Source organism: Schinkia azotoformans (genome assembly GCF_035811335.1).
Lineage (GTDB): Bacteria > Bacillota > Bacilli > Bacillales > Bacillaceae_J > Schinkia > Schinkia azotoformans.
Genome location: NZ_JARSMD010000016.1, coordinates 63,164 through 89,340, shown reverse-complemented (window position 1 = coordinate 89,340; position 26,177 = coordinate 63,164). Strand labels below are relative to the sequence as shown.

The window sequence follows — 26,177 nt, the reverse complement described above, 5'->3', positions numbered from 1 at the left end:
AGGGAAAGTGACAGAAGGACAAAAAATTACAGTTGACAATGGGGTATTAAACGTACCAAATAATCCGGTAATCCCGTACATTGAAGGAGACGGAATTGGTCCTGATATTTGGGCAGCTGCATCTCGTGTATTACAAGCAGCAGTTGAAAAAGCATATAATGGCGAGAAAAAACTTGTATGGAAAGAAGTTTTAGCTGGTGAAAAAGCATTCAATCAAACTGGTGAATGGTTACCACAAGAAACTTTAGATGTAATTAAGGAATACATAATTGCAATTAAAGGTCCATTAACAACACCAATCGGTGGCGGAATTCGTTCTTTAAACGTGGCATTACGTCAAGAGCTAGACCTATTCACATGCTTACGTCCAGTACGTTATTTCAATGGTGTACCTTCACCAGTTAAGCGTCCTGAAGATACGGATATGGTAATTTTTCGTGAAAATACTGAAGATATTTACGCTGGAATCGAATGGGCTAAAGGTACTCCTGAAGTTGAAAAAATCATTAATTTCCTACAAAACGAAATGGGAGTTAAGAAAATTCGCTTCCCTGAAACATCTGGTATCGGTATTAAGCCAGTTTCAGAACAAGGTACAAAGCGTTTAGTTCGTGCAGCAATCCAATATGCAATTGATAATAATCGTGATAGTGTGACTCTAGTTCACAAAGGTAATATCATGAAATTTACTGAAGGTGCGTTCAAAAACTGGGGTTACGAAGTGGCTGAAGAAGAATTTGGCGACAAAGTATTCACTTGGGCTCAATACGACCGCATCGTAGAAGCTGAAGGAAAAGACGCTGCTAATAAAGCACAAGCTGATGCAGAAGCAGCTGGAAAAATTATTGTAAAAGATACAATTGCTGATATCTTCTTACAACAAATTTTAACTCGTCCACGTGAGTTTAGTGTAGTAGCTACAATGAACCTAAACGGAGACTTTATTTCTGATGCATTAGCTGCACAAGTTGGTGGTATCGGTATTGCTCCAGGGGCTAACATTAACTACGAAACAGGACATGCAATCTTCGAAGCAACACATGGTACTGCACCTAAATATGCAGGTTTAGATAAAGTAAACCCTTCATCTGTTATCTTATCTGGTGTTTTATTACTTGAACACTTAGGATGGACAGAAGCAGCTAAATTAGTAGTTGACTCAATTGAGAAAACAATTGAAAGCAAGGTTGTAACTTATGACTTCGCTCGTTTAATGGATGGTGCAACTGAAGTTAAATGTTCTGAATTCGGTGATGAATTAATCAAAAACATGGCTAAGTAATTGGTCTACTTGAACTTTTAAATAGTGTTATCTTTGAGACTGATCCAATTATGGGTCAGTCTCAAAATTACATACAAAATTGAGGGGGTACTGGAGATGACAATTAAGCGTAAAAAGATTTCTGTAATTGGAGCAGGTTTTACTGGTGCTACTGCAGCGTTTTTAGCAGCACAAAAAGAGCTTGGAGATGTAGTGATCGTTGATATTCCACAATTGGAAAATCCTACGAAAGGGAAAGCTCTCGATATGTTGGAGGCATCACCTGTTCAAGGATTTGATTCTAATATCATTGGTACATCAAATTACGAAGATACAGCTGATTCTGATGTCGTTATCATTACCGCAGGTCTTGCCCGCAAACCTGGTATGAGTCGTGATGACCTAGTTTCAACTAATGCAAAAATTATGAAATCTGTAACACAAGAAATAGTTAAGTACTCTCCAAATTGTTATATTATTGTTTTAACGAACCCTGTTGATGCAATGACCTACACTGTTTATAAAGAATCAGGATTTCCTAAAAATCGCGTAATCGGTCAATCAGGTGTATTAGATACAGCGCGCTTCCGCACATTTGTTGCACAAGAATTAAAATTATCAGTTAAAGATATTACTGGTTTCGTTTTAGGTGGACATGGTGACGATATGGTGCCATTAACACGTTATTCCTTTGCTGGCGGAATTCCATTGGAGAAATTGATCCCAGCCGACCGTTTAGAAGCAATCGTCGCGCGCACTCGTACTGGTGGCGGTGAAATTGTTAACCTATTAGGAAACGGTAGTGCTTATTACGCTCCTGCCGCTTCACTAGTAGAAATGGCTGAAGCCATTCTTAAAGATCAACGCCGTGTATTACCTACAATCGCTTACCTTGAAGGTGAATATGGCTATGAAGGAATTTACCTTGGAGTTCCAACGATTATTGGTGGAAACGGAATCGAACAAATTATTGAACTTGAATTAACTGCTGAAGAAAAAGCAGCATTAGATAAGTCAGTAGAATCTGTGAAAAATGTTATGAAAGTATTAGCTTAGTTGCTAAAACCAAAATGCCCTTTTATAGGGGCATTTTTTTTTTATGGTACAATAGGATAAACTGGCATTAATCTGGAATGGAGGAGATATTGTGAAAAAAACAATTTTAGTAGTGGATGATGAAGAATCAATCCTGACACTATTACAATACAATTTAGTGCAAGCGGGCTTTGAAGTGAAAACGGCTATGAATGGGGAAGAAGGGCTTCGGATTGCGATCGATGAAAAGCCAGATTTTATGATATTGGATTTGATGCTGCCCAAAATCGATGGAATTGAGGTTTGTAAAGAGTTAAGACAGAAAAAGGTGTTCGTTCCAATCCTAATGTTAACAGCAAAAGGTGATGAATTTGATAAAGTATTGGGGCTCGAATTAGGTGCAGATGATTATATGACAAAACCTTTCAGCCCCAGGGAAGTAGTAGCCCGCGTTAAGGCGATACTGCGCAGAACTCAAATTATCGAAGAGAATGAACCAATCGATTCGGCTGAGCAAGAAAAATTGAATCATGGCGATTTGTTAATTTTACCTGAACAGTACGAAGCGTTTTTTGAAGGTCAATTATTAGAACTAACACCAAAGGAATTCGAACTTTTATTATACCTTGTCAGAAATAAAGGGAAGGTGTTAACGAGGGATCAATTGCTAAGCGCTGTTTGGAATTATGATTTTGTCGGTGATACAAGAATTGTTGATGTTCATATAAGTCATCTACGTGAAAAAATTGAAAAAAACACAAGAAAACCAATCTATATCAAAACAGTAAGAGGACTTGGATATAAGATGGAGGCTCCTAAAGGAAATGAGAAAGAATCGAACTAAAATTATTGTTCCTTTATTTATCCTGTTGCTAATAATGGTAGTATTTTTAGGATTTTTCCTTGGGTTGGCTTTTTCACCTTTTATGGAGTCAATCACAATCATTATTCATAAAATTTGGGGACTCTTTTTTACATGTTTAGGAATAATTGGCTTCCTTTTAATCTTAATTAAAACCAAGCTTACCGAATTATATATGATACCGATTAAATCAGCAACCATGGTTGCAAATGAACTTTCAAAGGGAAACTATAAGGCCCGTCTTTACGAAGACAAAATGGATGAAACGAGAAGTCTAAGTCAATCTATTAATATTCTTGCCCGCAATCTTCAACAAACGACAGTCGCACAAGAAATGCAGCAGGACCGATTGCATACTCTAATTGAAAGTATGGGCAGCGGTTTAATTTTAATTGATGGAAGAGGTTATATTAATCTTTTAAATAAATATTTTAAAGATATTTTTGATATTGAACCGGGTGAGTTTCTTACTAAGCTATATCATGAAGCATTTGAACATCAAGAAATTATTTCCTTAGTTGAACAAATATTTATGACCGAAAAATCTGTCAGAAAACAGCTGCATCTTCCACTGAAAATAGAAAGACGTCATTTTGAAGTATATGGAGCACCCATTATTGGGACAAGAGAAGAGTGGAAGGGTGTGGTCCTTGTCTTTCATGACATTACGGAGCTAAAGAAACTGGAACAAACGAGAAAAGACTTCGTTGCCAACGTTTCTCATGAGTTAAAAACACCGATGACATCAATCAAGGGTTTTTCTGAAACCCTACTTGACGGAGCAATGGATGATAAAGAAATGCGGGAGTATTTTCTTAATATTATTTTAAAAGAAACAGATCGGCTCCAAAGTTTAATAAACGACCTCTTAGATTTATCAAATATTGAACAAGAAAGCTTTAAGTTGAATATTTCAGAAGTTGATTTGAAAAATGTTCTTGAAGAAGTAATGGTTATCATCAAAGGGAAGGCAGAAAAGAAGAATATCGAGATCGAAACAACAATTGATATCGAGCATCCAGTTCTCGAAGGTGACCTTTATCGAATTAAACAAATATTTATAAATCTTATAAATAATGCTCTAACCTACACTATGAATCATGGAAAAGTAAGAATAGAATGTGTTGATTTAGGCGACAGATACAAAGTAAATATTTCGGATACCGGCGTCGGGATTAGTCAAGACCAAATACCGAGAATTTTTGAAAGGTTCTACAGGGTGGATAAGGCGAGAAGCCGTCATTCCGGTGGAACAGGCTTAGGCTTAGCAATTGTAAAGCATATTGTCGAAGCACATCATGGGAAAATTGATGTGAAAAGTGAAGTCGATAAAGGAACAACTTTTTCAGTAATATTGCCTAAAATTCAATTAGAAAAAATGAAACTTTCCGAGTAGTTCAACGTATTACTTATTAACAAACTAATAAAGGGGAGGTACGGGATGATTAGTTTAAAAAGAATTTATACTACATTTGGTTTGTTTCTTATAATCCTGATTCTTGGTGTCGTCGGTTTTACAAGCTGGTATACAGTTGATGAATCAGAACAAGCTGTTATTTTGACATTTGGTAAAATTGATGAAGGAATTTCTCAACCTGGATTGCACTTTAAGATGCCATGGCCAATCCAGGATGTACGCAAGCTTTCTAAAGAAACATTTAGTTTACAGTTTGGATATAAAGAGGAAAACGGTGAAATTGTTGAAGAGTTTCCACAGGATACAAAGATGATCACTGGGGATGAGAATATCGTACTGGCCGATCTAGTTGTCCAATGGAAAATAACAGACCCAGGTAAATTCCTGTACAATGCAGAAGACCCTAGAAATATCCTTTATAATGCAACATCTGCTTCATTAAGGGGAGTAATTGGAAGTTCGAAAATTGATGATGTTTTAACGTCAGGAAAAGCAGAAGTAGAAGCGAAGGTTAGAGATATGTTAACAGAGCTTTTAACAGATTATAATATAGGTATTTCCATTCTAGCTGTTAAACTTCAGGATGTAGAATTACCAAATGCAGAAGTTCGTAAGGCGTTTACCCAAGTTACAGATGCTAGGGAAACAATGAATACTAAAATTAATGAAGCTAATAAATATTTAAATAAACGAAAACAAGAAGCTGAAGGGGAAAAAGACGCAATCATCTCAATGGCAGAGGGTGATCGCACTGCCCGTATCGAAAAATCTATCGGGGATGTAGCGGTTTTTAATGCCCTCTATAATGAGTACAAAAAGCAGCCTGAAATTACAAGAAAACGTTTAGTGCTTGAAACCATTGATCAAGTATTACCTAACGCAGATGTCTATATTCTAAATGATGACGGCGGGACGTTGAAATATCTTCCGATTCGTCCTTTAGAAGGAAATAATCCGGCCCCGCAAACGAAGGCTACTGAGCAGGGAGGGAGTGACAAAAAATGAGTGATAAAAAAATAGTGAATTTAGATGAATTGAAAAATAAAAATATTGAGTGGAAGAAGATTACAAGATTTGGTATCAGTATCATTATCTTTTTTGTCCTTATTGGGTTTATCCTGAGCAATGTCTTTGTTGTAAAAGAAGGCGAGTATAAGGTGATCCGCCAGTTTGGGGAAGTTGTCCGCATCATTGATCAACCGGGATTGAATTTTAAAATTCCATTTATTCAATCTGTTCAAACCTTGCCGAAATACCAAAAGTTTTATGAGGTGCAACAAGCAGAAATTAATACGAAAGATAAAAAGCGGATGCTTGTCGATAATTATGCCGTTTGGAGAATTCAGGATCCGAAAAAGATGATTTCAAATTTGCGGACCGTAGAAAATGCCGAAGCTAAAATGAGTGAATTTATTTTTTCAGTTGTCAGGACGCAGCTTGGTCAATTAAATTATGATGAAATTATTGATGAGGAAAATTCGAGTCGGGGAAGTTTTAATGAAACGGTGACGGCCGAGGTAAATGACCTGCTGCAAAGAGATAATTACGGAATTATCGTGACTGATATCCGGATGAAAAGAATTGATTTACCGGCTGAAAACGAGGAATCTGTGTATAAACGGATGATATCAGAACGTGAAACAAAGGCTCAGGAATATTTGTCAATGGGGGATGCGGAAAAAAATAGAATCATCGCCAATACGGATCGGGAAGTGAAAGAATTATTAGCAAAAGCCCAAGCAGATGCTGAAAAGATTAGAGCTGAAGGTGAACAAAAAGCGGCCCAAACATATAATGATGCCTTTAGTAAAGATCCAAGCTTTTATAATCTTTTTCGTACTTTAGAGTCTTATAAACGGACTATTGATGGGGAAACAGTCATTATACTTCCTGCTAATTCTCCATATGCTAAGCTGTTGATGGGGTATACTGAATAAATAGAAAAGCGGAAGCACCCGTTTAGCGACGAACAAACTGGAGCACTTCGCAATGAGATAAAGGAAACACAGCGAGGTACGAGCTGATGTTGACTTATCGTAGTGGAGGAGTGTGAAGTTTGCTAGTCGCTGGGTGCTGGAGCTAGACAATGGAAAAGCAATCGGATTAATGCCGATTGTTTTTTTCTACTATAAGTAGAAAAATTTTATGGATTATAGTATAAGAAAAGACATCGTAATTTGCCATTATGGGCAAATTACGTGTTTTTCTAATTTTAATTGAACATGGTAAAATATAGTGTAGAATTGATGTTTGCGTGTTTTACTTTAGGGAGGTTTATGGATGACTAAACAAAAAATTGTATTAATCGATGGCAACAGTATCGCTTACAGGGCTTTTTTTGCATTGCCGCTTCTAAATAATGACAAAGGGATCTATACGAATGCCGTTTATGGCTTCACGATGATTTTAATGAAGGTTTTGGAAGATGAAAACCCATCGCATATTTTAGTTGCCTTTGATGCCGGAAAAACGACATTTCGCCATCAAACATTTTCCGAATATAAAGGTGGTCGTGAGAAAACACCGCATGAGCTTTCTGAACAATTTCCATTTATTAGAGAAGTGTTAGACGCGTTTAATATACCGAGATATGAACTGGAACTTTATGAAGCGGATGATATTATTGGGACCTTAGCGAAAAAGGCGGAGAAGGAACAAATCGAAGTGAAGGTTATTTCCGGTGATAAAGATTTATTGCAGCTAGTTTCTGATTATGTGACAGTTCTCCATACAAAAAAAGGCATCACAGATGTAGATACATATGATGTAGATCAAATTAAAGAAAGATACAATTTAACGCCGGATCAGATTATTGATATGAAAGGGTTGATGGGAGATTCATCGGACAACATTCCAGGTGTTCCGGGGGTTGGTGAGAAAACAGCGATTAAGCTGTTGACCCAATTTGGTACTTTAGAGAAAACGCTCGAATCGATTGCGGAAGTAAGCGGAAAAAAACTTCAGGAAAAGTTAGCGGAAAATATAGATCAAGCCTTGATGTCGAAGAAATTAGCTACGATTAATTGTGAGGCTCCTATTGAAATCACAATCAATGATATTGCACGTCAGGAAATAAATAAGGAAAATGTCATCAAAATTTTTAAAGAGCTTGGCTTTAATTCGCTGCTGGAAAAGATCGGTGACAGCGATTCATCGTCAGAGCTTCAAGAAATCGAAGAAATCACTTATGAAATCGTAACGGAACTAACAGCAGATATGCTAATAAATGAATCTGCTTTAGTTGTTGAAGTGATCGAGGAAAATTATCATGAAGCCGAAATTGTTGGTTTTTCGTTGGCAAATAGGAAAGGAAAGTTTTTTATTTCAACGGATCATGCTTTAGCATCTGAAAACTTCAAAAATTGGCTAGAGGATGAGAATGCGAAAAAATTTGTTTTTGATGCCAAACAATCAATCGTCTCACTTAAATGGAGAGGAATAGATCTAAAAGGAATCGAATTTGACCTTTTAATTGCTTCCTACCTATTAAATCCAGCAGAAACAAATCATGAAATTACAGATTTCGCTAAACGAAATGGTTACATGAATATCAATGTCGATGAGGCTGTGTATGGTAAAGGTGCAAAACGCAAGGTTCCGTCAGTTGGAGAATTAGCCGATCATCTTGTTCGAAAAGCAGACGCCATATTTGCCGTAAAGGATAAGGCAATTAAGGATTTAGAAAATAATAATCAATATGATTTATTTAGAAATCTTGAACTGCCATTATCATTTATTTTAAGTGAAATGGAAACGACCGGTGTTGTCGTAGATACAGATCGTCTAGAAAAAATGGGTGTTGAACTTGATACTCAATTAAAGCAAATGGAAGAAAAAATTCATGAACTTGCAGGTGAACCATTCAATATTAATTCACCTAAACAGCTAGGAGTCATTTTGTTTGAAAAGTTGAATTTGCCTCCTGTGAAAAAAACAAAGACAGGCTATTCAACATCTGCGGATGTGCTTGAAAAATTGGTCGATGCCCATGAGATGATTCCGCTTTTATTGAATTTCAGACAATTAGGAAAGTTAAAATCAACCTATATTGATGGGCTTCTGAAGGTTGTTCACAAGGATACAAGTAAAATCCATACCCGCTTTAATCAAGCTTTAACACAGACGGGAAGATTAAGTTCGACTGAACCAAATCTGCAAAATATTCCGATCCGCATGGAGGAAGGACGAAAAATCAGGCAAGCCTTTATTCCATCCGAACAGGGCTGGGTTATTTTTGCAGCGGACTATTCTCAAATTGAATTGCGGGTAATGGCTCATATTTCACAAGACGAAAAATTAATGGCAGCTTTCAGAGAAGGCAAAGATATTCATACAAAAACAGCAATGGATGTATTCCATGTGAACGAAGAAGAAGTAACTTCCAATATGCGCCGCCAAGCTAAGGCAGTAAACTTTGGTATTATCTACGGCATTAGTGATTTTGGTTTATCTCAAAACCTGGGAATTACGAGAAAAGAAGCTGGTAAATTTATTGATCAATACTTAAAGAGTTTTCCAGGTGTAAAGAAGTATATGGATGACATTATTCTTACAGCGAGAGCAAATGGCTATGTAACAACAATTCTAAATCGACGCCGTTATTTGCCTGATATAACGAGCAGAAACTTCAATATTAGAAGCTTTGCTGAGCGTACCGCTATGAATACACCGATTCAGGGTAGTGCAGCCGATATCATCAAAAAAGCTATGATTGATATGGCGGAGCGTTTGAAAAAGGAACAACTGCAAACAAGACTTTTACTGCAGGTCCATGATGAATTAATTTTTGAAGCACCAGAAAATGAAATTGAAAAACTAAAACAAATCGTTCCTGAAGTGATGGAAAATGCCGTTAAACTTGATGTTCCATTAAAAGTCGATTATTGCTTTGGCCCAACCTGGTTTGATGCCAAATGATGAAGGAGTTGTAGTGATGCCTGAACTGCCTGAGGTTGAAACAGTTCGCAGAACATTAGTAAAGCTAGTCAAAGGCAAAAAAATTGACCATGTCGAGGTCCTTTGGCCGAAAATAATAAAAGAACCAGCTGATGTAAGTCAGTTCCAGTTCCTGTTGAAAGGGCAATCCATCGTAGATATAGGAAGGAGAGGGAAATTTCTAAAGTTTATTCTCGATGACTACACTTTAGTTTCCCACCTTCGGATGGAAGGCCGCTACGGCCTGTACAAACAAGAGGAACCGTATGATAAACATACACATGTACTGTTTACATTTACAGATGGTACTGAACTTCGCTATCGTGATGTACGGAAGTTTGGCACGATGCATCTTTTTCCAAAGGGCAATGAAGAAAAGGAATTGCCTTTAAATCAGCTCGGGGTTGAGCCTTTTTCCGAAGAATTTACAGTTGAATATTTAAGAGAGCGGTTAAAGAAAACTGACCGTAAAATAAAGGTGGCACTTTTAGATCAAAAAATAGTCGTTGGACTTGGCAACATCTATGTCGATGAGGCCCTATTTAGAGCGGGCATACATCCGGAGCGATCAGCGAACTCGCTGACACATAAGGAAATGAAGCTCCTGCATCAAGAAATAATCGATACATTACATGAGGCAGTAGAAAAGGGCGGAAGTACAATTCGTTCTTATGTAAATAGCCAAGGTGAAATCGGACTGTTCCAGCTGGAGCTATTTGTTTATAGCAAAAAAGGGGAACCATGCCAAAACTGCGGAACACCGATCGAAAAAACAACAGTAGGTGGCAGAGGAACACATTATTGTCCGAAGTGCCAGAAACGAAAAGTGTAAGCGACCGTTCAGCGAAGTTTACGAGTCGCTGGTCGCTGGAGCTATACAAATGTTAGGTGAAAGGAGGAGAAAGAATGACAACAGTCTTAGGATTAACCGGAGGAATTGCCAGCGGTAAAAGCACGGTAGCGACTATGCTAAGAGATCTCGGGATTGTAATAATTGATGCAGATGTTATCGCCCGAGAGGTAGTTGAAGTTGGGGAAGATGCTTACTTTAAAATTATAGGGGCATTCGGAAGAACCATTCTTCATGATGACCGAACTATAAATCGTCAGAAACTCGGCGAGGTCATCTTTAATAATGAACAAAAGAGAAAAGTTTTGAATAGCATCGTTCATCCAGCTGTTCGTGAAAAAATGAGTCGGTTAAAAAGGGAGTTTATTGAAAAAGGGGAAAAAATAATTGTTTTGGACATTCCCCTGCTTTTTGAAAGCAAACAAACCCATTTAGTTGAGAAAGTTATACTTGTATATGTTGACCGTGACGTTCAGGTAAAACGATTGATGCAGAGAAATGGTTTATCAGTTGAAGAAGCAGAAGCAAGAATTAACTCACAAATGCCATTAACCGAAAAAATTCCATTAGCGGATGCCGTTATCAATAATAATGGTTCAATTGAAGAAACAAAGGAACAATTATTGGCAGTCTTAAAACAGTGGGAATTAATATAGCATATTCAAAATAAAATTATTATTTCATAAATATTTTTATAAAAATATGTATTAGCCTAACAATTGGAGTTATATTTATGTTATACTATTTGTACTGAAAAGATAAAAAAAGTATAACACAATCCGGAAGGAGACAATAAGGTGAAGGCAAGAGTAGCGATAAATAGTTTTGGGCGTATAGGTAGAATGTTTTTTAGGAGTGCAATTCTAGATGACACATTTGAAATTGTAGCGATTAATGCAAGCTACCCAGCTGAAAATTTAGCACATATGTTAAAATATGATAGCGTCCATGGAAAATTCCAAGGTAAAGTTGAAGTTGAAGAAAATGCAATCATTGTTAATGGCAAACGTGTTCAATTATTAGATCAACGTGACCCTAAGCTTCTCCCTTGGAAGGAATTAAATATAGATATCGTTATTGAAGCAACAGGGAAGTTTAACTCAAAAGATAAGGCAATTGCACATATAGAAGCAGGTGCGAAAAAAGTTATCATTACAGCTCCAGCTAAAGGAGAAGATGTTACAATCGTAATGGGTGTAAATGATGAAATTTATGATCATGAAACACATCATGTAATTTCAAATGCATCTTGTACAACTAACTGTTTAGCACCAGTAGTTAAGGTTTTAAATGAGCAATTTGGTATTGAAAATGGATTAATGACAACTGTTCATGCCTATACAAATGACCAAAAGAATGTTGATAATCCACATAAGAAAGATCTTCGTCGTGCCCGTGCATGTGCACAATCGATTATCCCGACATCAACGGGTGCTGCTAAAGCAATCGCCACAGTAATGCCTGAAATGGCTGGAAAACTACATGGTATGGCTTTACGTGTACCTACACCAAACGTTTCTTTAGTAGACTTAGTAGTAGACTTAAAACGTGAAGTGACTGCTGAAGAAGTAAATAATGCTTTCCGTAAAGCTGCTGCCGAGGGACCAATGAAGGGCATTTTAGGAATTACTGATGAACCGTTAGTATCCATCGATTTTACAACGGATGATCGTTCAGGTATTGTTGATGCACTTTCAACAATGGTTATCGGTGGCAAAAAATTAAAAGTATTAGTATGGTATGACAATGAGTGGGGTTACTCCAGCCGTGTAGTAGACCTAGCAAGATTAGTAGCTAAAGAAATCGAAAAAGCAGCGACAGTAACTGTTTCTTAAAGCACAAAATAGACAGATGGTCATTTGATCATCTGTTTTTTTATATATTGTATACATTATAAAGATAAATGTTTGGTAAATAGTTGCAAAAGCATAATAAAGAACGTATACTATGAATCGTGTAAACTTTATTCATCGGTAGTTTTTCGAGCTTGCTCGAAAAACTCTGGGCGCCAATACACCAAGGCGCATTTGATAATATAACGAAGAAAAAAATGTGGCTACTTAAAGGGTTAGGACCTCTGAGGACTAACTTTCCCCCGTTGTAGTCAGCATAACGCTTCGGTAGACTTTCCAAAATTCTATTAGAAGAGGGGGACGTACTATGGATACGATCGGTCGTCATGTTATTTCGGAGCTTTGGGGTTGTAATGTTGAAAAGCTGAACGACATCAACTTGATTGAACAGACGTTTGTTGACGCAGCCCTTAAGGCTGGTGCTGAGATTAGAGAGGTAGCTTTTCATAAGTTTGCTCCACAAGGTGTAAGTGGTGTAGTAATCATCTCTGAGTCACATTTAACCATTCATAGCTTTCCAGAGCATGGTTATGCAAGTATAGATGTATATACTTGTGGTGATCGAATTGATCCCAATGTAGCGGCGGATTATATTGCCGATGAACTTGAAGCGATTACACGTGAGAATATAGAAGTACCACGTGGAATGGGTCCAGTACAAATTAATCAAAATGTTGGAAAAGCTTTATAATGATGAAAATTACAATGAGAGGCATAGGCGTGTCTCTCTTTTTTTGTCTAGCTCCAGCTCCCAGCGACTAGCAAACTTCACACTTCTTCACTACGATAAGTCAACATCAGCTCGTACCTCGCTGTGTTTCCTTTATCTCATTGCGAAGTGCTCCAGTTTGTTCGTCGCTGAACGGTCGCTTCCGCTTTTCTAATTTACCAATAAAAAAACTTGTGAACATAACAAATTTTATATATCATATAAGTAAGAAAAGTTTATCGCCAATTGACGGAGTTGATTTTATGAGATGTCCACATTGCCAATATAATGGGACAAGAGTTCTCGATTCACGCCCAGTAGAAGACGGACGATCCATTCGCAGAAGAAGAGAATGTGAAAAATGCCAATACAGATTTACAACATTTGAAAAGGTTGAGGAGACCCCATTAGTTGTTGTGAAAAAGGGTGGAACACGAGAGGAATTCAGTAGAGAGAAGATGCTGAGAGGCCTCATTAAGGCATGCGAAAAAAGGCCTGTTCCCCTGCAAACTCTAGAGGACATTGTCAGTGATATAGAAAAGGAATTACGTAATCAAGGAATCTCAGAATTTAAAAGTGAAGCAATTGGTGAAATGGTCATGGATCAATTAGCAAAGGTAGATGAGGTAGCTTACGTACGCTTTGCTTCTGTATATAGACAATTTAAAGATATTAATGTGTTTATTGATGAACTAAAGGAATTAATAAAAAAGGATTAGAAAAGGGCTTCTCGATAAGAAAGCTCTTTTTCCTTTTAAATGAGGGGGTTGTTATACTTGACATATCATTGGAAAGAATTGCTCCCGGTAGATGAGTATATAGTCCGAACGAATGGTATTCTTCAAGATTTTGACCGCAAGGCGCTTACATTACTATATCAACCATTAATCGGCCCAATAGGCTTTAGTTTATATATGACACTTTGGAGTGAAGTAGAGGTAAATCGACTGTGGGGAACAAAAAATACACATAGTCATTTAATTAAAATGACGGCATTAAATTTACAGCAAATCTTCGAAGAACGGAAAAAGCTAGAAGGCATTGGCTTATTAAAGACCTACGTAAAAGAAGATGAATCTAACCGAACGTTTATATATGAATTGCAGCCTCCACTATCTCCTAAAGAGTTTTTCAATCATGATGTTTTTATCGTATTTCTGTATAACCGCCTTGGAAAAGCAAGTTTTCAAAAGGTAAAAAACTTCTTTAATGATGTTAAAATTGAAGAAAATACTTATAAAGAAGTGACAAGATCATTCGTTGATGTATTCTCATTCCTAAAACCATCGGAGTTGGATGTGTCGAATGATGAAATGAAGAATGCCCTTTCTCAAAATGGGGAACAAATGGTTGAAAGAGTGAATCCTTCCGGTATTTTTATACCTGAAAATGTATTTGATTTTGATTTATTCTTTGCCGGAATTTCAAAATCGTTAATCCGAAAGGATATATTTACCGAAGAGATGAAGGAAATCATTGCAAAGCTCGCCTTTTTATATTCAATCAATCCAATTGATATGGCGAAAATAGTCATGTGGACATTGAATGAAGAGAATCAAATTAATGTAAAATTGCTTCGGGAAGAAGCTCGCAATTATTACCAACTGCATCATGGTGCGAAACTTCCTAGACTAGCTTATAAAACTCAGCCATTGCAAGACTTGTCATTAATGGGCAGGGAGCCACAAAGTGAAGAAGATCGCTTAATAAAGAAGCTTGATAGACTATCACCATATGAATTTTTAAAATCCTTGTCTGAAGGGGTTGAACCAACAACAACCGATCTTCAAATCATTGAAAATATCATGATTAATCAAAAGCTTAATCCAGGTGTCGTGAACGTCTTACTTTACTATGTCATGCTTAAATCAGACAAGAAGCTGAACAAAAATTTTATTTACACAATTGCTGGCCATTGGGCTCGACTTCAGGTGAAGACCGTTAGGGAAGCGATGGATTTAGCAAAAGAAGAGGAACGGAAAAGCAAGGAAAGGTCCGGGGAAAATAAGAAAAAAGAAACCCAAGCGAGCCGACGAACGTTTAAAAGCAGTAAAGACCCAGAAGCTAATAGGCGCCTACTCATGCTTGGGCTTGATGGAAATGAAAATAATTCAAAGCAAACAACGTCAGAATTAACAGAAGATGATATAACAAAGAGCATGCAAAAAATGTTTGAACAATTAGAAGGAAAGGGAGAATAAGCTTGAGAACAGTGGGGAATGTATTAGCTGACCTTTTCGGAAATGGATTTAAACAACCTAGGATAATTAATGAATATTTTTGTGAAGGGTGTCAAAGCCATGTTAAAGTGCAGCTGCTGCCCGTTTTAGGCGGACCTGATAAAGGGCAGCTGCAGGAGTTTAAAATTGGCTGTAAATGTCCAGACAAAGCTTTAGCAATGGAGATAGAGAAAAATGTAGAAATGCTGAAGAAGGACAGATTTTTCCGCTATTTTAACCGGAACTCATTAATGAATGAGGATCTTAAATCTGCAACATTCGAAAGCTATCAACCTACAACAAGTCTTCAAGAAAAAGTTAAAAGTTTATGCATGGCATACGCCCGCAATTTTAACTTGAAAAATGGACAGCAGCCTAAAAATCTGTTGATTTTTGGAGAAACCGGGATAGGTAAATCACATTTATCGATTTCGATTTTAAAGGTAGTCATGGAAAAGGAATATAGCGGATTATTTATAAGCCTGCCGCTGTTATTAACATTAATTAAAAACACCTATTCCAAATATGATGATAGCGGACTAACAGCTGTTGATATTTTAAATAAAATGAAAGATATTGATCTGTTAGTCATTGATGATATGGGAGCCGAAGCAGGGTCCAATCATGATATTCAAAAGATATTTGAACTATTAGACTCAAGACTCGGAAAACCGACTATTTTTACAACGAATTTAAAACATGATCAATTTACAGAGGTTTTTGGCAAAAGAAATACATCAAGGATATTAAAAAATACGTTTATCCTTAAACTTGACGGCATCGACTATCGGAAAAAAGATGTAAATATCGAAGTATGGAATTAATCTATGATTCTGCCTATCTAAGAAGATAGGTTTTTTTGTTCTGTTTGTATTTGTAATCATTTTTTTCAAGTTGTCCCCATATACATGTAACAGGTATTTGCTGTGTAAACAGCAAAAGGGGGACCATATATAAATGATTACAATACAATTTCGTGAAAAGAAGGACGCAGCTTTACTTTTTCAACTAATAAAAGAACATAACCATCCTAATACCGAGCATGTTCATTCAAATATTATTTATGAGCCTCGGGTGCTCGTGAAAATAAATTTTAAAGAATCCTTTGAAACGATCATTTCCACTGTCATTATTCCGGTATTATTGAAATACATACTGAAAATCGTTGAAGTACGCTGGATGAAGGAAATGATCCGAAATATGTTTTATTTTTCCGATGAGGAGGAACAGCGTCAAATCATGTCTGTTGCAAGATCAATCATTGACGGTGAAAAACATGAGGTTCCGATGATTTCTAAAATGAATGAACATCTACCTAGGGAAAAAATGATCGAACATGCATTACAGGATTTTTTAACTGCTAGTGTTTCCTTTTCCTTTGAATCTTTTTTACAATTTCGCTTAAAGGAGTATCGATTTCGTCTAGTTCAATATATTGAAGCAGCCATTGATGAATATAAACTGGAGCAGGAATATCAAAACTTTGTAGAAAACCTGCGCCGGTACGTATATACGAAAGATGCCTTAATGGAGACGATTCACTTAGTTTATGAAGGGGAATTTTACTTTTTTGACAGAAACTTAAATGAAATTAGTCAGGAAGAATTAAAATATTTAATTGATGAACAGTTGATTAAAATTGAGGATATTGATACGGATTCTTTGGTAATTGCCCCGTTAATTTCAATTGCACCTAGAACCATTTATTTGTATACGGACCTAATGGATCACGGGCTAGTTCAAACGATCCAAAACATTTTTTTAGAACGAGTTGTGCTACAACCTTTGCAATCTTTTAAACAAATAGATGGAAAGATGTCAAATTAAAAGTAACTTGATTTTATTTGATAAATGTGGATATAATACGTACATAGCAATTTTAAATCATAATCAGTTACGATAAGGACATGAGTTATTTTTACGGTATATTAGAGAGGAAAGCCATGGCTGCAAGCTTTCTATACACGAAAGGTAGCTTACCACCTTTAAACTTCAACGGGAAAGAACCGTTGACGGCAACAACCGTTATCTGACTTCAAGCCACAGGAAGAGTGCAAGCATATTTTGATATGCTATCTTCCGACAATTCAGGAACGAGAAGATCTAGGAAGTGAAGCTTTGAGGAACGGAGCGTAGGCTTTCCCTACGTGAGTACCGAAAAAGCGAACTGACGACGAGATTCGCAGTTCATCAATTGTCGGATGTGGGAAGAAGGGTGGAACCACGAGACCAACACTCGTCCCTTGTTTTAGGGATGGGTGTTTTTTTTTATTTTTCAAAAGAAAAAGGAGTGTAACAAAATGTCAGAAGTTATTAAAGTTTCGTTTCCTGATGGTGCTGTGAAGGAGTTTCCAAATGGAACGACTACAGAAGAAATTGCAGCATCGATAAGCTCAGGATTAAAGAAAAATGCTTTAGCCGGAAAATTAAATGGAAAAGCAATTGATTTGCGTACTCCAATCACAGAAGATGGGGCGATTGAAATCGTCACATATGACACACCAGATGGACTTGAAATTCTACGCCATAGTACAGCGCATTTAATGGCACAAGCGATTAAGCGTTTATATGGCGATGTGAAATTAGGAGTTGGCCCTGTGATTGAAAGCGGATTTTATTATGATGTTGATATGGAACAACCATTAACACCGGAAGATCTGCCTAAAATTGAAAAAGAAATGCAGCGAATTATCGATAGTAACCTACCGGTTGAACGCCAAGAGGTAACACGCACAGAAGCGATTAAAATGTATGAAGAAATTGGTGATCCGTTAAAGGTAGAGCTAATTAGTGCGATCCCTGAAGGAGAAAAGATTACAATTTATTCACAAGGAGAATTCTTTGATCTTTGCCGTGGTGTCCATGTGCCGTCAACAGGAAAACTTAAAGTGTTTAAATTAATGAACATTGCCGGCGCGTATTGGCGCGGTGACAGCAATAACAAAATGCTTCAGCGTATTTACGGAACGGCTTTTCCTAAGAAAGCACAATTGGATGAGTATTTAAGATTACTTGAAGAGGCTAAAGAACGTGACCACCGTAAACTTGGCAAAGAATTGAATTTATTTACAGTATCGCAATTGGTTGGGCAGGGTCTTCCACTATGGCTTCCAAAGGGTGCGACCATTCGCCGCCAAATCGAAAGATATATTGTAGATTTAGAGGAAAGACTTGGATACAGCCATGTTTATACACCAGTTCTGGCAAATGTAGAACTTTATAAGACTTCTGGTCACTGGGATCATTATCAAGAGGATATGTACCCGCCGATGGAAATGGATAGCAATGAATCATTAGTTCTTCGTCCAATGAACTGTCCTCATCATATGATGGTTTATAAAAACAGCATGCACAGCTATCGTGAACTGCCAATTCGGATTGCAGAGCTTGGTACGATGCATCGATTTGAAATGTCGGGAGCTCTATCCGGGTTACAACGTGTACGTGGGATGACTTTAAATGATGCTCATATTTTTGTACGTCCAGATCAAATTAAAGATGAGTTTAAGCGCGTAGTTAACTTAATTTTAGCGGTATATAAAGATTTTAATTTTAATGATTATGCATTCCGCTTATCCTATCGTGATCCTCAGGATAAGGAAAAATATTTTGATGATGATGCAATGTGGGAAAAAGCTCAATCCATGTTAAAGGACGCAATGGATGATCTAGGCCTTGATTATTATGAAGCTGAAGGAGAAGCAGCCTTCTATGGTCCAAAGCTTGATGTTCAAGTAAAAACAGCTTTAGGAAAAGATGAAACATTATCTACAGTTCAATTAGACTTCTTGTTGCCGGAGCGTTTTGATTTAACATATGTAGGAGAAGATGGCAAACAACATCGTCCGGTTGTAATCCACCGTGGAGTTGTATCAACAATGGAACGCTTTGTGGCTTTCCTGATTGAAGAGTATAAAGGGGCCTTCCCAACATGGTTAGCACCGGTTCAAGCAAAAGTAATTCCAGTATCAAGCGATGTACATCTTGATTATGCAAAGCAAGTTCAGGAAAAATTACAATTAGAAGGCTTCCGTGTTGAAATCGATGAACGCGACGAAAAGATCGGTTATAAAATCCGTGAAGCACAAATGCAAAAGATTCCTTACATGCTTGTAGTCGGCGATAATGAAATTAAAGATCAAAGTGTAAATGTTCGTAAATATGGCCAAAACAACTCTGAAACAGTTCCATTTGATCAATTTGTTGAATCACTTAAGGCTGAAGTGCAGCGAAAAGGAAAGGCAGAATAATGAAGTAAGAAATTGGGCTGACCCTTAATAGGATCAGCCCAAGTCATTTCCAAAATAAAATACTTGCAACTTTGCTAATCATCATGTAATATAAAGAGCGTTGCTAATAAATTAGTTTTGTATGTTGACACAGATGGATTAATATGTTAACGTATAAAGGTCCAATTGAATATTTCTTTGTGGAAAAAGTAGAGGCACCCGCTTCTCACCTGATTGACGCACTTAAGACGTTGTTGACAGGTTATACGCAATCTTAAATAATGAAGATCGTGAAACGTGGGTGTAGTATGTATGCCGACGTTTTTTTTCGTAAATAAAACGTCGCCCAAACGAAAAATTCAGTGAAAAAACCCTGGAGGTGGCTAATTATTAGTAAAGACTTATTTATTAACGAGGAAATTCGCGCACGTGAAGTTCGACTCGTTGGTGCTAATGGCGATCAAATCGGTATTAAGTCGAGAAACGAAGCTTTGGAAATGGCGCAAACTGCTAATTTAGATTTAGTGATGGTTGCACCTAATGCAAAACCACCTGTTTGCCGCATAATGGATTATGGAAAATTTCGTTATGAGCAGCAGAAGAAAGACAAGGAAGCACGTAAAAATCAAAAGGTTATCAATATTAAGGAAGTACGCTTAAGTCCTACTATTGAAGAACATGATTTTAATACGAAGCTTCGCAATGCAATAAAGTTCCTTGAAAAAGGCGATAAAGTAAAGGCTAGTATTCGTTTCAAAGGTCGTGCAATTACACATAAAGAAATCGGTCAAAGAGTTCTCGACCGTCTTGCTGAGCAATGTGCAGAGATCGCAGTCGTTGAACAAAAGCCGAAAATGGAAGGTCGCAGTATGTTTATCGTATTAGCGCCTAAAACTGAGAGTAAATAAAAGTAGTAATTGATGCATTACTCGATACAACAATGATTCTAAGGAGGAAATCCCATGCCAAAAATGAAAACTCATAGAGGTTCAGCAAAGCGTTTCAAAAAAACTGGAAGCGGCAAAGTGAAGCGTTCACACGCATATACTAGCCACTTATTTGCAAATAAAGAGCAAAAAGCAAAGCGTAAGCTTCGTAAAGGTGCTTTAGTAAGTGCTGGTGACTATAAGCGCATCAAGCAAATGATCTCTAACTTATAAGAGACATCTAATTCAAACAATCAAAGAAAAAATAGCAGATATTATTTCGGACATAGATCTTAGGAGGGAATCACATGCCAAGAGTTAAAGGTGGTACTGTAACGCGTCGTCGTCGTAAACGCGTATTAAAATTAGCAAAAGGTTATTTCGGTTCAAAACATACATTATTTAAAGTTGCAAAACAACAAGTAATGAAATCTTTAATGTATGCTTATCGTGACCGCCGCCAAAAGAAACGCGACTTCCGTAAGCTTTGGATTACACGTATCAATGCAGCTGCACGTTTGAACGGTCTTTCATACAGCCGCATGATGCATGGCTTAAAGGTTGCTGGCATCGAAATCAACCGCAAAATGTTAGCTGAGCTAGCTGTAAGTGACGAAAAAGCATTTGCAGAATTAGCATCAAAAGCTAAAGCAAGCATTCAATAATAATAGAAAAGCGAAAGTGACCGTTTAGCGACGTATAAACTGGAGCACATCGACTGAGATAAAGGAAACACGATAAGCGAAGCGAATCGATGTTGACTTATCGTAGGGAGATGGGTGAAGTTTACGAGTCGCTGGTCGCTGTAGCTAGACATCGACATAAATAAAGGTCATTCCGCATTTAGTGGGATGACCTTTTTTAATAATGATAGGAGAAGAGAAACCTTGTATGTGTTAATAGGATATTTCATTATAATCAGCATCGTGGGCTTTATATTAATGGGGATCGATAAGAAGCGCTCGCAAAAAGGACAATGGAGAGTGCCGGAAATTAGGTTTTGGACGATTGGCCTTCTCGGCGGCGGAATTGGTCTTTATATGGGGATGAAGACGTATCATCATAAAACAAAGCACAAAACATTTACAATCGGCATGCCGGTTGTTATTTTAATTAATTTATTATGTTATGGGTACGCAGTTTATGTACTAAAATAAGGGGCTATATGCCCCATTTATTCAGTCTTATTTAAAAAGTTTCGAATTGGATTTTTCCAGTCGATGCGGGCATTCGGATAATGTTTTTTAACCTCTTCCTGTATTTTCAAAAAGTCTTCGCGCTCTAATCCTTGCAATTTATCAGGGTCCTTAGCCCAAATAAACACAGAGACGACTTCAAAGGCATTGTCTGTCGTACCTAAATATTTTTCCCCTTCAAACAAAACACCTTTATATGTAAGCAGAAAGTTTTTTCTAACGTTCTCATGGATGTCCCAAAAATAAAACTGCTTTTGTTCGTGGGCCAATTCTAATTTCCGCTTGGGGTTTGCAATATATTTAATCGTTTTCACAATAAGGAATATCATCAATGCGAGAATTAATAGTCTAAATAGGATGACGCCAAACATAAATACTCCTCCATTCAGAAAAGCTTCATCATTATAATTATATTATACGGATAAACGACGAAGGAAGTTTCATAATGCAATAATTTTTTTCGTGATTTGGTATAATATGAATATCTAGAGAAGGATAGAGGGGATTTTAGTGTTAACAACGTTATTTGAACTGCAAAAGGAATTGGACACACGAATTGAAAAAGAGCATGGGCTTGAGCAAGCAGATTTAATGGATAAAAAAATTATGGCATTACTAGTTGAGCTTGGCGAACTAGCTAATGAAACACGTTGCTTTAAATTTTGGAGCAAAAAGCCAGCGGCTGCACGGGATGTTATTTTAGAGGAATATGTTGATGGGGTGCATTTTATTTTATCAATCGGGTTGGAGTTGAAAATGCAAGATCAGGTTACCTTGGACCCGAAAGACGAATATAGGGACTTAGTGGAGCAGTTTCAACTTGTATTTGCAAGTATTATAGAGTTTCGAAAGCAATTAAATTTGGAAAACTACCATAATATATTTAACGAGTACATAATATTAGGTAAACTATTAGGATTTTCTCCAGACGATATCGAAAAAGCATACAAATTAAAAAATGAAGTGAATCATAAACGGCAAAATTCGGGATATTAATTAAGAAAAGCGCTGAAGCTAGACAATGGTGTGCAAAATTATATACTTTGTAGATCGTGTGAAGGGAGTTTTTTATACATATGGTTAAACAATTAGATGAAACATTGATGATGCTAAAAGATTTAACAGATGCCAAAGGGATTCCCGGTGATGAGCGGGAAGTACGGGAGGTAATGAAAAAATACATTTCTCCGTATGCAGATGAAATAACATCCGATAATCTTGGCAGCCTTATTGCTAAAAAGGTTGGCAAAGAAGACGGTCCTAAAATAATGGTGGCCGGACATTTGGATGAAGTTGGATTTATGGTTACGCAAATTACTGAAAAGGGCTTTCTAAAGTTTCAAACAGTGGGTGGCTGGTGGTCACAGGTTATGTTGGCTCAACGTGTAACGATCATGACGAAAAAGGGAAATATCCCTGGGATTATTGGCTCAAAACCACCACATGTGTTGTCACCTGAAGCCCGAAAAAAAGTGGTTGATATAAAAGATATGTTTATTGATATCGGGGCAACAAGTAAAGAAGAGGCAATGGGCTGGGGAGTACTTCCCGGTGATTCGATTGTTCCGTACTTCGAATTTACGGTCATGAATAATGAGAAAATGTTATTGGCTAAAGCATGGGATAATCGCATTGGTTGTGCAATTGCAATCGATGTTTTGAAGAACCTTAAAGGGGTAGACCATCCGAATGTTGTTTACGGGGTTGGAACCGTTCAAGAAGAGGTTGGATTAAGAGGGGCAAAAACGGCAACGGCGCAAATTAAGCCAGATATCGGGTTTGCTGTAGATGTTGGTATTGCTGGTGATACTCCTGGAATTACTGAAAAAGAGTCCGTTAGTAAAATGGGTGAAGGCCCGCAAATCATTTTATATGATGCATCGATAGTCTCTCATAAGGGGCTTCGTGATTTTGTCGTCGGCGTTGCGGAAGAAAATAATATTCCCTATCAATTTGATTCCATGGCTGGTGGCGGGACGGATGCCGGTTCGATCCATTTAACGGCAAATGGAGTACCTGCGTTGGCGATCACAATTGCTACACGTTATATTCATTCCAACGCGGCTATGCTGCACCGTGATGACTATGAAAATGCGGTAAAATTAATTGTTGAAGTCATCAAGCGATTAGATGACGATAAAGTGAAAGAAATTATTTTTGACTAAACAAACAAAAAAACGAGGCCATTCATTAGTTAAGAAGACCTCGTTTTTTTATATTGCTTTATTATTTCATTGCTTTTGTAAGCCGTCCTTTAAGTTGGATAGCATCTCTTCTTTTTCGTCCTCATTCGCATTTTGCCAAATGACTTCAAATAGCACGCCAAGTCCAGGAAGCATTTTCTCCTCTTGGCTGCGGATTGCATCAATAATTGTATCTTCCAACTCTTCCTTTGTGTTGCTTGCAACATTTTGAATAATTGCATGGCGTAAATTTAAATTCATTAGAAGGCACCCCTTTTTTTACAAGTTTCAACATTAGTTTCCACAAAATTTTATGGATTATGTAAAAATTTCTATTTTTTATATATAATGAGTAATGAAAAGAATTTATGGGGTGGATAATTATGATTACACGGATTGAATCAACGCAAAATCCACGTGTGAAGCAATGGAAAAAGCTGCAAACAAAAAAAGAGCGAAATAAAACGGGTTTATTTTTAATAGAAGGTCTGCATTTAATCGAAGAAGCTTTAAAGTATAAAGCCTATGTAAAAGAATTGATTGTTCGCGAGGGAACAGAATATTCTTTATTGGACGCGCGGGATATTGATATTTTTGAAGTAACAGAAGATATAATGAATACTATTTCAGATACGGAAACACCTCAAGGCATCGCTGCTGTCTGCGGAATGAAAGGCCCAACACCGATTAATATCGCAACAGCTAAGCTTCTCTTAATAGACAATGTTCAAGACCCTGGAAATCTTGGAACAATGATTCGGACTGCGGATGCTGTTGGAATGGATGCTGTTATTTTAGGGGAAGGCTGCGTCGATTTATATAATGGTAAGGTTATTAGAGCAACCCAAGGCTCTTTATTCCATATTCCGATTATGGACGGGAATTTAGATGTTTGGATTAAACGGCTAAATGTTATTGGTGTGCCGGTATTTGGGACTGCATTGGAAGGGGCACGCAACTTTAAAGAAATCGAGCCGCAGAAGCATTTTGCCCTCCTTGTCGGTAATGAGGGAAATGGTGTGGACCCTAAATTATTAAAACTAACGGATGAAAATTTATACATTCCGATTTATGGACAAGCTGAGTCTTTAAATGTTTCGATTGCAACTGGAATCCTTTTGTACCATTTAAGAGGATAGCTCGATAAATTTATAATTGGGTTTGCCTCCAAGCGGATCTTATACTATAATGATAAAGATAATTTTATACATAAGCTGTGAAGGAACATAGTACGTTACCTCTCGACTTGTCAGGGAGAAGATGCCATAGACTGGAAGCATCTTTAGGATCGATGTAGCTGAATTCACTCTGGAGCTGACACTTGTCCGGTTGAATAACCGTTATTGCAATGAAGTGAACGGTGCATTTATATTGCACTGTTAATTAGGGTGGTACCGCGAAAGATAAGTCTTCGTCCCTTTTGGGATTGAAGGCTTTTTTTATTTATATAAAGTTTAAGGAGGATTTAAATGGAAGCTCAGTTAAAAGAACTACAAGCAGAAGCTCTTCTGAAAGTTGAGCAAGCGGAAGACTTAAAAGCATTGAATGAGATCCGCGTTGCCTATTTAGGTAAAAAAGGTCCGATTACGGAAGTATTACGCGGCATGGGAAAATTATCTGCAGAGGAGCGCCCAGTCATTGGTCAATTAGCGAATGACGTACGTGCTGCCATTCAAGAAAAGCTTGAAGAAAAACAAGAAAGATTTGAAAAACAAGAAGTAGAGAAAAAGTTGGCAGCTGAGAAAGTCGATGTCACTCTTCCAGGCCGTCCGGTACGTGCAGGAAATCATCATCCATTAACTGCTGTTATTGAAGAAATTGAGGATTTATTTATTGGCATGGGTTACCAAATTGCTGAAGGTCCAGAGGTAGAAACTGATTATTATAATTTTGAAGCACTAAACTTACCAAAAAGCCATCCTGCTCGTGATATGCAAGATTCCTTCTACATAACTGAAGAAATTTTGCTTCGTACTCAAACATCAACAGTTCAACCTAGAACAATGCTAAAGCATGAAGGTCGTGGACCGGTTAAAATTATTTGTCCGGGCAAGGTCTATCGCCGTGACAATGACGATGCAACCCATTCCCATCAATTTATGCAAATCGAAGGACTCGTTGTTGATGAAAATATTCACATGAGTGACCTTAAAGGAACACTTGAAGTATTTGCGAAAAAGATGTTCGGTGAAGATCGTAAAATCCGCCTCCGCCCAAGCTTCTTCCCATTCACGGAGCCATCAGTTGAAATAGATGTTTCCTGTATGTGTGGCGGTCATGGCTGTTCAATCTGTAAGCATACTGGCTGGATTGAAATACTAGGTGCAGGTATGGTACATCCGAATGTACTTGAAATGGCCGGCTTTGATTCAAAAAAATACACAGGATTCGCATTTGGTATGGGACCTGAGCGTATTGCGATGTTGAAATATGGCATTGATGATATCCGTCATTTCTATACAAATGATATCCGCTTTTTAAAACAATTTAAACGGGTTTAAG

General features: G+C 37.4%; 26 protein-coding genes and 2 other annotated features. Of the genes, 24 read left to right on the top strand and 2 right to left on the bottom strand.

Annotated features, from left to right (window positions below; genetic code table 11):
- Positions 1-7 precede the first annotated feature (7 nt).
- The 20 genes from icd to P9E47_RS08915 all read left to right on the top strand — a co-directional run bounded on the left by icd (position 8) and on the right by P9E47_RS08915 (position 21,453).
- Positions 8-1,282, top strand: coding sequence for an NADP-dependent isocitrate dehydrogenase (icd, locus tag P9E47_RS09010; RefSeq protein ID WP_035194245.1), 1,275 nt, complete (start codon positions 8-10; stop codon positions 1,280-1,282).
- Between the two features lie 96 nt (positions 1,283-1,378).
- Complete coding sequence (gene mdh / locus P9E47_RS09005) at positions 1,379-2,317, top strand: malate dehydrogenase (RefSeq protein ID WP_035194243.1); 939 nt, start codon at positions 1,379-1,381, stop codon at positions 2,315-2,317.
- Positions 2,318-2,408: 91 nt separating this feature from the next.
- Positions 2,409-3,140 carry a response regulator transcription factor gene (locus P9E47_RS09000; RefSeq protein ID WP_035194242.1) on the top strand — a complete coding sequence of 244 codons (732 nt, stop codon included), beginning with the start codon at positions 2,409-2,411 and terminating at the stop codon, positions 3,138-3,140.
- Between the two features lie 34 nt (positions 3,141-3,174).
- Complete coding sequence (pnpS, locus tag P9E47_RS08995) at positions 3,175-4,554, top strand: two-component system histidine kinase PnpS (RefSeq protein ID WP_456115116.1); 1,380 nt, start codon at positions 3,175-3,177, stop codon at positions 4,552-4,554.
- A 45-nt stretch (positions 4,555-4,599) separates the two neighbouring features.
- Complete coding sequence (gene hflK / locus P9E47_RS08990; RefSeq protein WP_326153831.1) at positions 4,600-5,580, top strand: FtsH protease activity modulator HflK; 981 nt, start codon at positions 4,600-4,602, stop codon at positions 5,578-5,580.
- Positions 5,577-6,512 carry a protease modulator HflC gene (gene hflC, locus P9E47_RS08985; protein ID WP_035194236.1) on the top strand — a complete coding sequence of 312 codons (936 nt, stop codon included), beginning with the start codon at positions 5,577-5,579 and terminating at the stop codon, positions 6,510-6,512. Before hflK ends, hflC begins: the two co-directional genes overlap by 4 nt.
- Before the next feature lie 343 nt (positions 6,513-6,855).
- Positions 6,856-9,492 carry a DNA polymerase I gene (gene polA / locus P9E47_RS08980; RefSeq protein ID WP_326163196.1) on the top strand — a complete coding sequence of 879 codons (2,637 nt, stop codon included), beginning with the start codon at positions 6,856-6,858 and terminating at the stop codon, positions 9,490-9,492.
- A gap of 16 nt (positions 9,493-9,508) precedes the next feature.
- Positions 9,509-10,342 (top strand): DNA-formamidopyrimidine glycosylase, encoded by an 834-nt coding sequence (gene mutM, locus P9E47_RS08975; protein WP_326163194.1) that lies wholly within the window; start codon positions 9,509-9,511, stop codon positions 10,340-10,342.
- 74 nt (positions 10,343-10,416) lie between these two features.
- Positions 10,417-11,016, top strand: a complete 600-nt coding sequence (gene coaE, locus P9E47_RS08970; RefSeq protein WP_326163192.1) for a dephospho-CoA kinase — start codon at positions 10,417-10,419, stop codon at positions 11,014-11,016.
- 141 nt (positions 11,017-11,157) lie between these two features.
- Positions 11,158-12,195 carry a glyceraldehyde-3-phosphate dehydrogenase gene (locus tag P9E47_RS08965; protein ID WP_003331043.1) on the top strand — a complete coding sequence of 346 codons (1,038 nt, stop codon included), beginning with the start codon at positions 11,158-11,160 and terminating at the stop codon, positions 12,193-12,195.
- A 325-nt stretch (positions 12,196-12,520) separates the two neighbouring features.
- Positions 12,521-12,904: an adenosylmethionine decarboxylase gene (speD, locus tag P9E47_RS08960; RefSeq protein ID WP_003331042.1), complete on the top strand. Its 384-nt coding sequence runs from the start codon at positions 12,521-12,523 to the stop codon at positions 12,902-12,904.
- Positions 12,905-13,185: 281 nt separating this feature from the next.
- A complete protein-coding gene (gene nrdR / locus P9E47_RS08955; RefSeq protein ID WP_003331041.1) occupies positions 13,186-13,641 on the top strand; it encodes a transcriptional regulator NrdR in 456 nt (151 codons plus the stop codon).
- A 57-nt stretch (positions 13,642-13,698) separates the two neighbouring features.
- Entirely contained in the window at positions 13,699-15,123 is a 1,425-nt protein-coding gene (locus tag P9E47_RS08950; protein ID WP_326163191.1) for a replication initiation and membrane attachment family protein, read from the top strand.
- A gap of 11 nt (positions 15,124-15,134) precedes the next feature.
- Positions 15,135-15,965 (top strand): ATP-binding protein, encoded by an 831-nt coding sequence (locus tag P9E47_RS08945; protein WP_326163292.1) that lies wholly within the window; start codon positions 15,135-15,137, stop codon positions 15,963-15,965.
- Between the two features lie 133 nt (positions 15,966-16,098).
- Positions 16,099-16,968, top strand: coding sequence for a putative sporulation protein YtxC (gene ytxC / locus P9E47_RS08940; protein ID WP_326163190.1), 870 nt, complete (start codon positions 16,099-16,101; stop codon positions 16,966-16,968).
- Between the two features lie 473 nt (positions 16,969-17,441).
- Positions 17,442-19,391: a threonine--tRNA ligase gene (gene thrS, locus P9E47_RS08935; protein ID WP_326163189.1), complete on the top strand. Its 1,950-nt coding sequence runs from the start codon at positions 17,442-17,444 to the stop codon at positions 19,389-19,391.
- A gap of 180 nt (positions 19,392-19,571) precedes the next feature.
- Positions 19,572-19,704: a sequence feature (ribosomal protein L20 leader region), on the top strand.
- 28 nt (positions 19,705-19,732) lie between these two features.
- On the top strand, positions 19,733-20,278 hold the full coding sequence (gene infC, locus P9E47_RS08930; protein ID WP_003331034.1) for a translation initiation factor IF-3: 546 nt from the start codon (positions 19,733-19,735) through the stop codon (positions 20,276-20,278).
- Between the two features lie 54 nt (positions 20,279-20,332).
- Positions 20,333-20,530, top strand: coding sequence for a 50S ribosomal protein L35 (gene rpmI / locus P9E47_RS08925; protein WP_003331033.1), 198 nt, complete (start codon positions 20,333-20,335; stop codon positions 20,528-20,530).
- Positions 20,531-20,604: 74 nt separating this feature from the next.
- Positions 20,605-20,961 (top strand): 50S ribosomal protein L20, encoded by a 357-nt coding sequence (gene rplT / locus P9E47_RS08920; RefSeq protein WP_003331032.1) that lies wholly within the window; start codon positions 20,605-20,607, stop codon positions 20,959-20,961.
- Between the two features lie 228 nt (positions 20,962-21,189).
- Positions 21,190-21,453 (top strand): DUF1294 domain-containing protein, encoded by a 264-nt coding sequence (locus P9E47_RS08915; RefSeq protein ID WP_235786720.1) that lies wholly within the window; start codon positions 21,190-21,192, stop codon positions 21,451-21,453.
- Between the two features lie 17 nt (positions 21,454-21,470).
- Here the strand turns inward: P9E47_RS08915 and P9E47_RS08910 are convergent, their stop codons facing one another.
- Entirely contained in the window at positions 21,471-21,863 is a 393-nt protein-coding gene (locus P9E47_RS08910; protein ID WP_003331030.1) for a hypothetical protein, read from the bottom strand.
- Positions 21,864-22,002: 139 nt separating this feature from the next.
- Between P9E47_RS08910 and P9E47_RS08905 the strand changes: the two genes are divergently transcribed.
- Together P9E47_RS08905 and P9E47_RS08900 are read left to right on the top strand one after the other, a co-directional pair.
- Complete coding sequence (locus tag P9E47_RS08905) at positions 22,003-22,488, top strand: dUTP diphosphatase (RefSeq protein ID WP_003331028.1); 486 nt, start codon at positions 22,003-22,005, stop codon at positions 22,486-22,488.
- An 80-nt stretch (positions 22,489-22,568) separates the two neighbouring features.
- Entirely contained in the window at positions 22,569-23,657 is a 1,089-nt protein-coding gene (locus tag P9E47_RS08900; RefSeq protein ID WP_003331027.1) for a M42 family metallopeptidase, read from the top strand.
- Positions 23,658-23,723: 66 nt separating this feature from the next.
- Here P9E47_RS08900 and sspI read toward each other — a convergent pair whose 3' ends face one another.
- Complete coding sequence (gene sspI / locus P9E47_RS08895) at positions 23,724-23,936, bottom strand: small acid-soluble spore protein SspI (RefSeq protein WP_003331026.1); 213 nt, start codon at positions 23,934-23,936, stop codon at positions 23,724-23,726.
- 125 nt (positions 23,937-24,061) lie between these two features.
- Between sspI and P9E47_RS08890 the strand changes: the two genes are divergently transcribed.
- Both P9E47_RS08890 and pheS read left to right on the top strand, forming a co-directional pair.
- Positions 24,062-24,814, top strand: a complete 753-nt coding sequence (locus P9E47_RS08890; RefSeq protein ID WP_326163290.1) for a TrmH family RNA methyltransferase — start codon at positions 24,062-24,064, stop codon at positions 24,812-24,814.
- Positions 24,815-24,882: 68 nt separating this feature from the next.
- Positions 24,883-25,097 (top strand) — a binding site (T-box leader).
- A gap of 47 nt (positions 25,098-25,144) precedes the next feature.
- Complete coding sequence (gene pheS / locus P9E47_RS08885) at positions 25,145-26,176, top strand: phenylalanine--tRNA ligase subunit alpha (RefSeq protein ID WP_326163187.1); 1,032 nt, start codon at positions 25,145-25,147, stop codon at positions 26,174-26,176.
- The last annotated feature ends 1 nt before the right edge of the window (position 26,177 follow it).

What these genes read in the sequence shown, in the direction of transcription:
- mdh (WP_035194243.1), top strand. Translation starts at nt 1,379, where the DNA reads ATGACAATTAAGCGTAAAAAGATTTCTGTAATTGGAGCAGGTTTTACT.
- pnpS (WP_456115116.1), top strand. Translation starts at nt 3,175, where the DNA reads ATGGTAGTATTTTTAGGATTTTTCCTTGGGTTGGCTTTTTCACCTTTT.
- hflK (WP_326153831.1), top strand. Translation starts at nt 4,600, where the DNA reads ATGATTAGTTTAAAAAGAATTTATACTACATTTGGTTTGTTTCTTATA.
- hflC (WP_035194236.1), top strand. Translation starts at nt 5,577, where the DNA reads ATGAGTGATAAAAAAATAGTGAATTTAGATGAATTGAAAAATAAAAAT.
- polA (WP_326163196.1), top strand. Translation starts at nt 6,856, where the DNA reads ATGACTAAACAAAAAATTGTATTAATCGATGGCAACAGTATCGCTTAC.
- mutM (WP_326163194.1), top strand. Translation starts at nt 9,509, where the DNA reads ATGCCTGAACTGCCTGAGGTTGAAACAGTTCGCAGAACATTAGTAAAG.
- coaE (WP_326163192.1), top strand. Translation starts at nt 10,417, where the DNA reads ATGACAACAGTCTTAGGATTAACCGGAGGAATTGCCAGCGGTAAAAGC.
- speD (WP_003331042.1), top strand. Translation starts at nt 12,521, where the DNA reads ATGGATACGATCGGTCGTCATGTTATTTCGGAGCTTTGGGGTTGTAAT.
- nrdR (WP_003331041.1), top strand. Translation starts at nt 13,186, where the DNA reads ATGAGATGTCCACATTGCCAATATAATGGGACAAGAGTTCTCGATTCA.
- ytxC (WP_326163190.1), top strand. Translation starts at nt 16,099, where the DNA reads ATGATTACAATACAATTTCGTGAAAAGAAGGACGCAGCTTTACTTTTT.
- thrS (WP_326163189.1), top strand. Translation starts at nt 17,442, where the DNA reads ATGTCAGAAGTTATTAAAGTTTCGTTTCCTGATGGTGCTGTGAAGGAG.
- rpmI (WP_003331033.1), top strand. Translation starts at nt 20,333, where the DNA reads ATGCCAAAAATGAAAACTCATAGAGGTTCAGCAAAGCGTTTCAAAAAA.
- rplT (WP_003331032.1), top strand. Translation starts at nt 20,605, where the DNA reads ATGCCAAGAGTTAAAGGTGGTACTGTAACGCGTCGTCGTCGTAAACGC.
- P9E47_RS08910 (WP_003331030.1), bottom strand. Translation starts at nt 21,863, where the DNA reads ATGTTTGGCGTCATCCTATTTAGACTATTAATTCTCGCATTGATGATA.
- P9E47_RS08900 (WP_003331027.1), top strand. Translation starts at nt 22,569, where the DNA reads ATGGTTAAACAATTAGATGAAACATTGATGATGCTAAAAGATTTAACA.
- sspI (WP_003331026.1), bottom strand. Translation starts at nt 23,936, where the DNA reads ATGAATTTAAATTTACGCCATGCAATTATTCAAAATGTTGCAAGCAAC.
- pheS (WP_326163187.1), top strand. Translation starts at nt 25,145, where the DNA reads ATGGAAGCTCAGTTAAAAGAACTACAAGCAGAAGCTCTTCTGAAAGTT.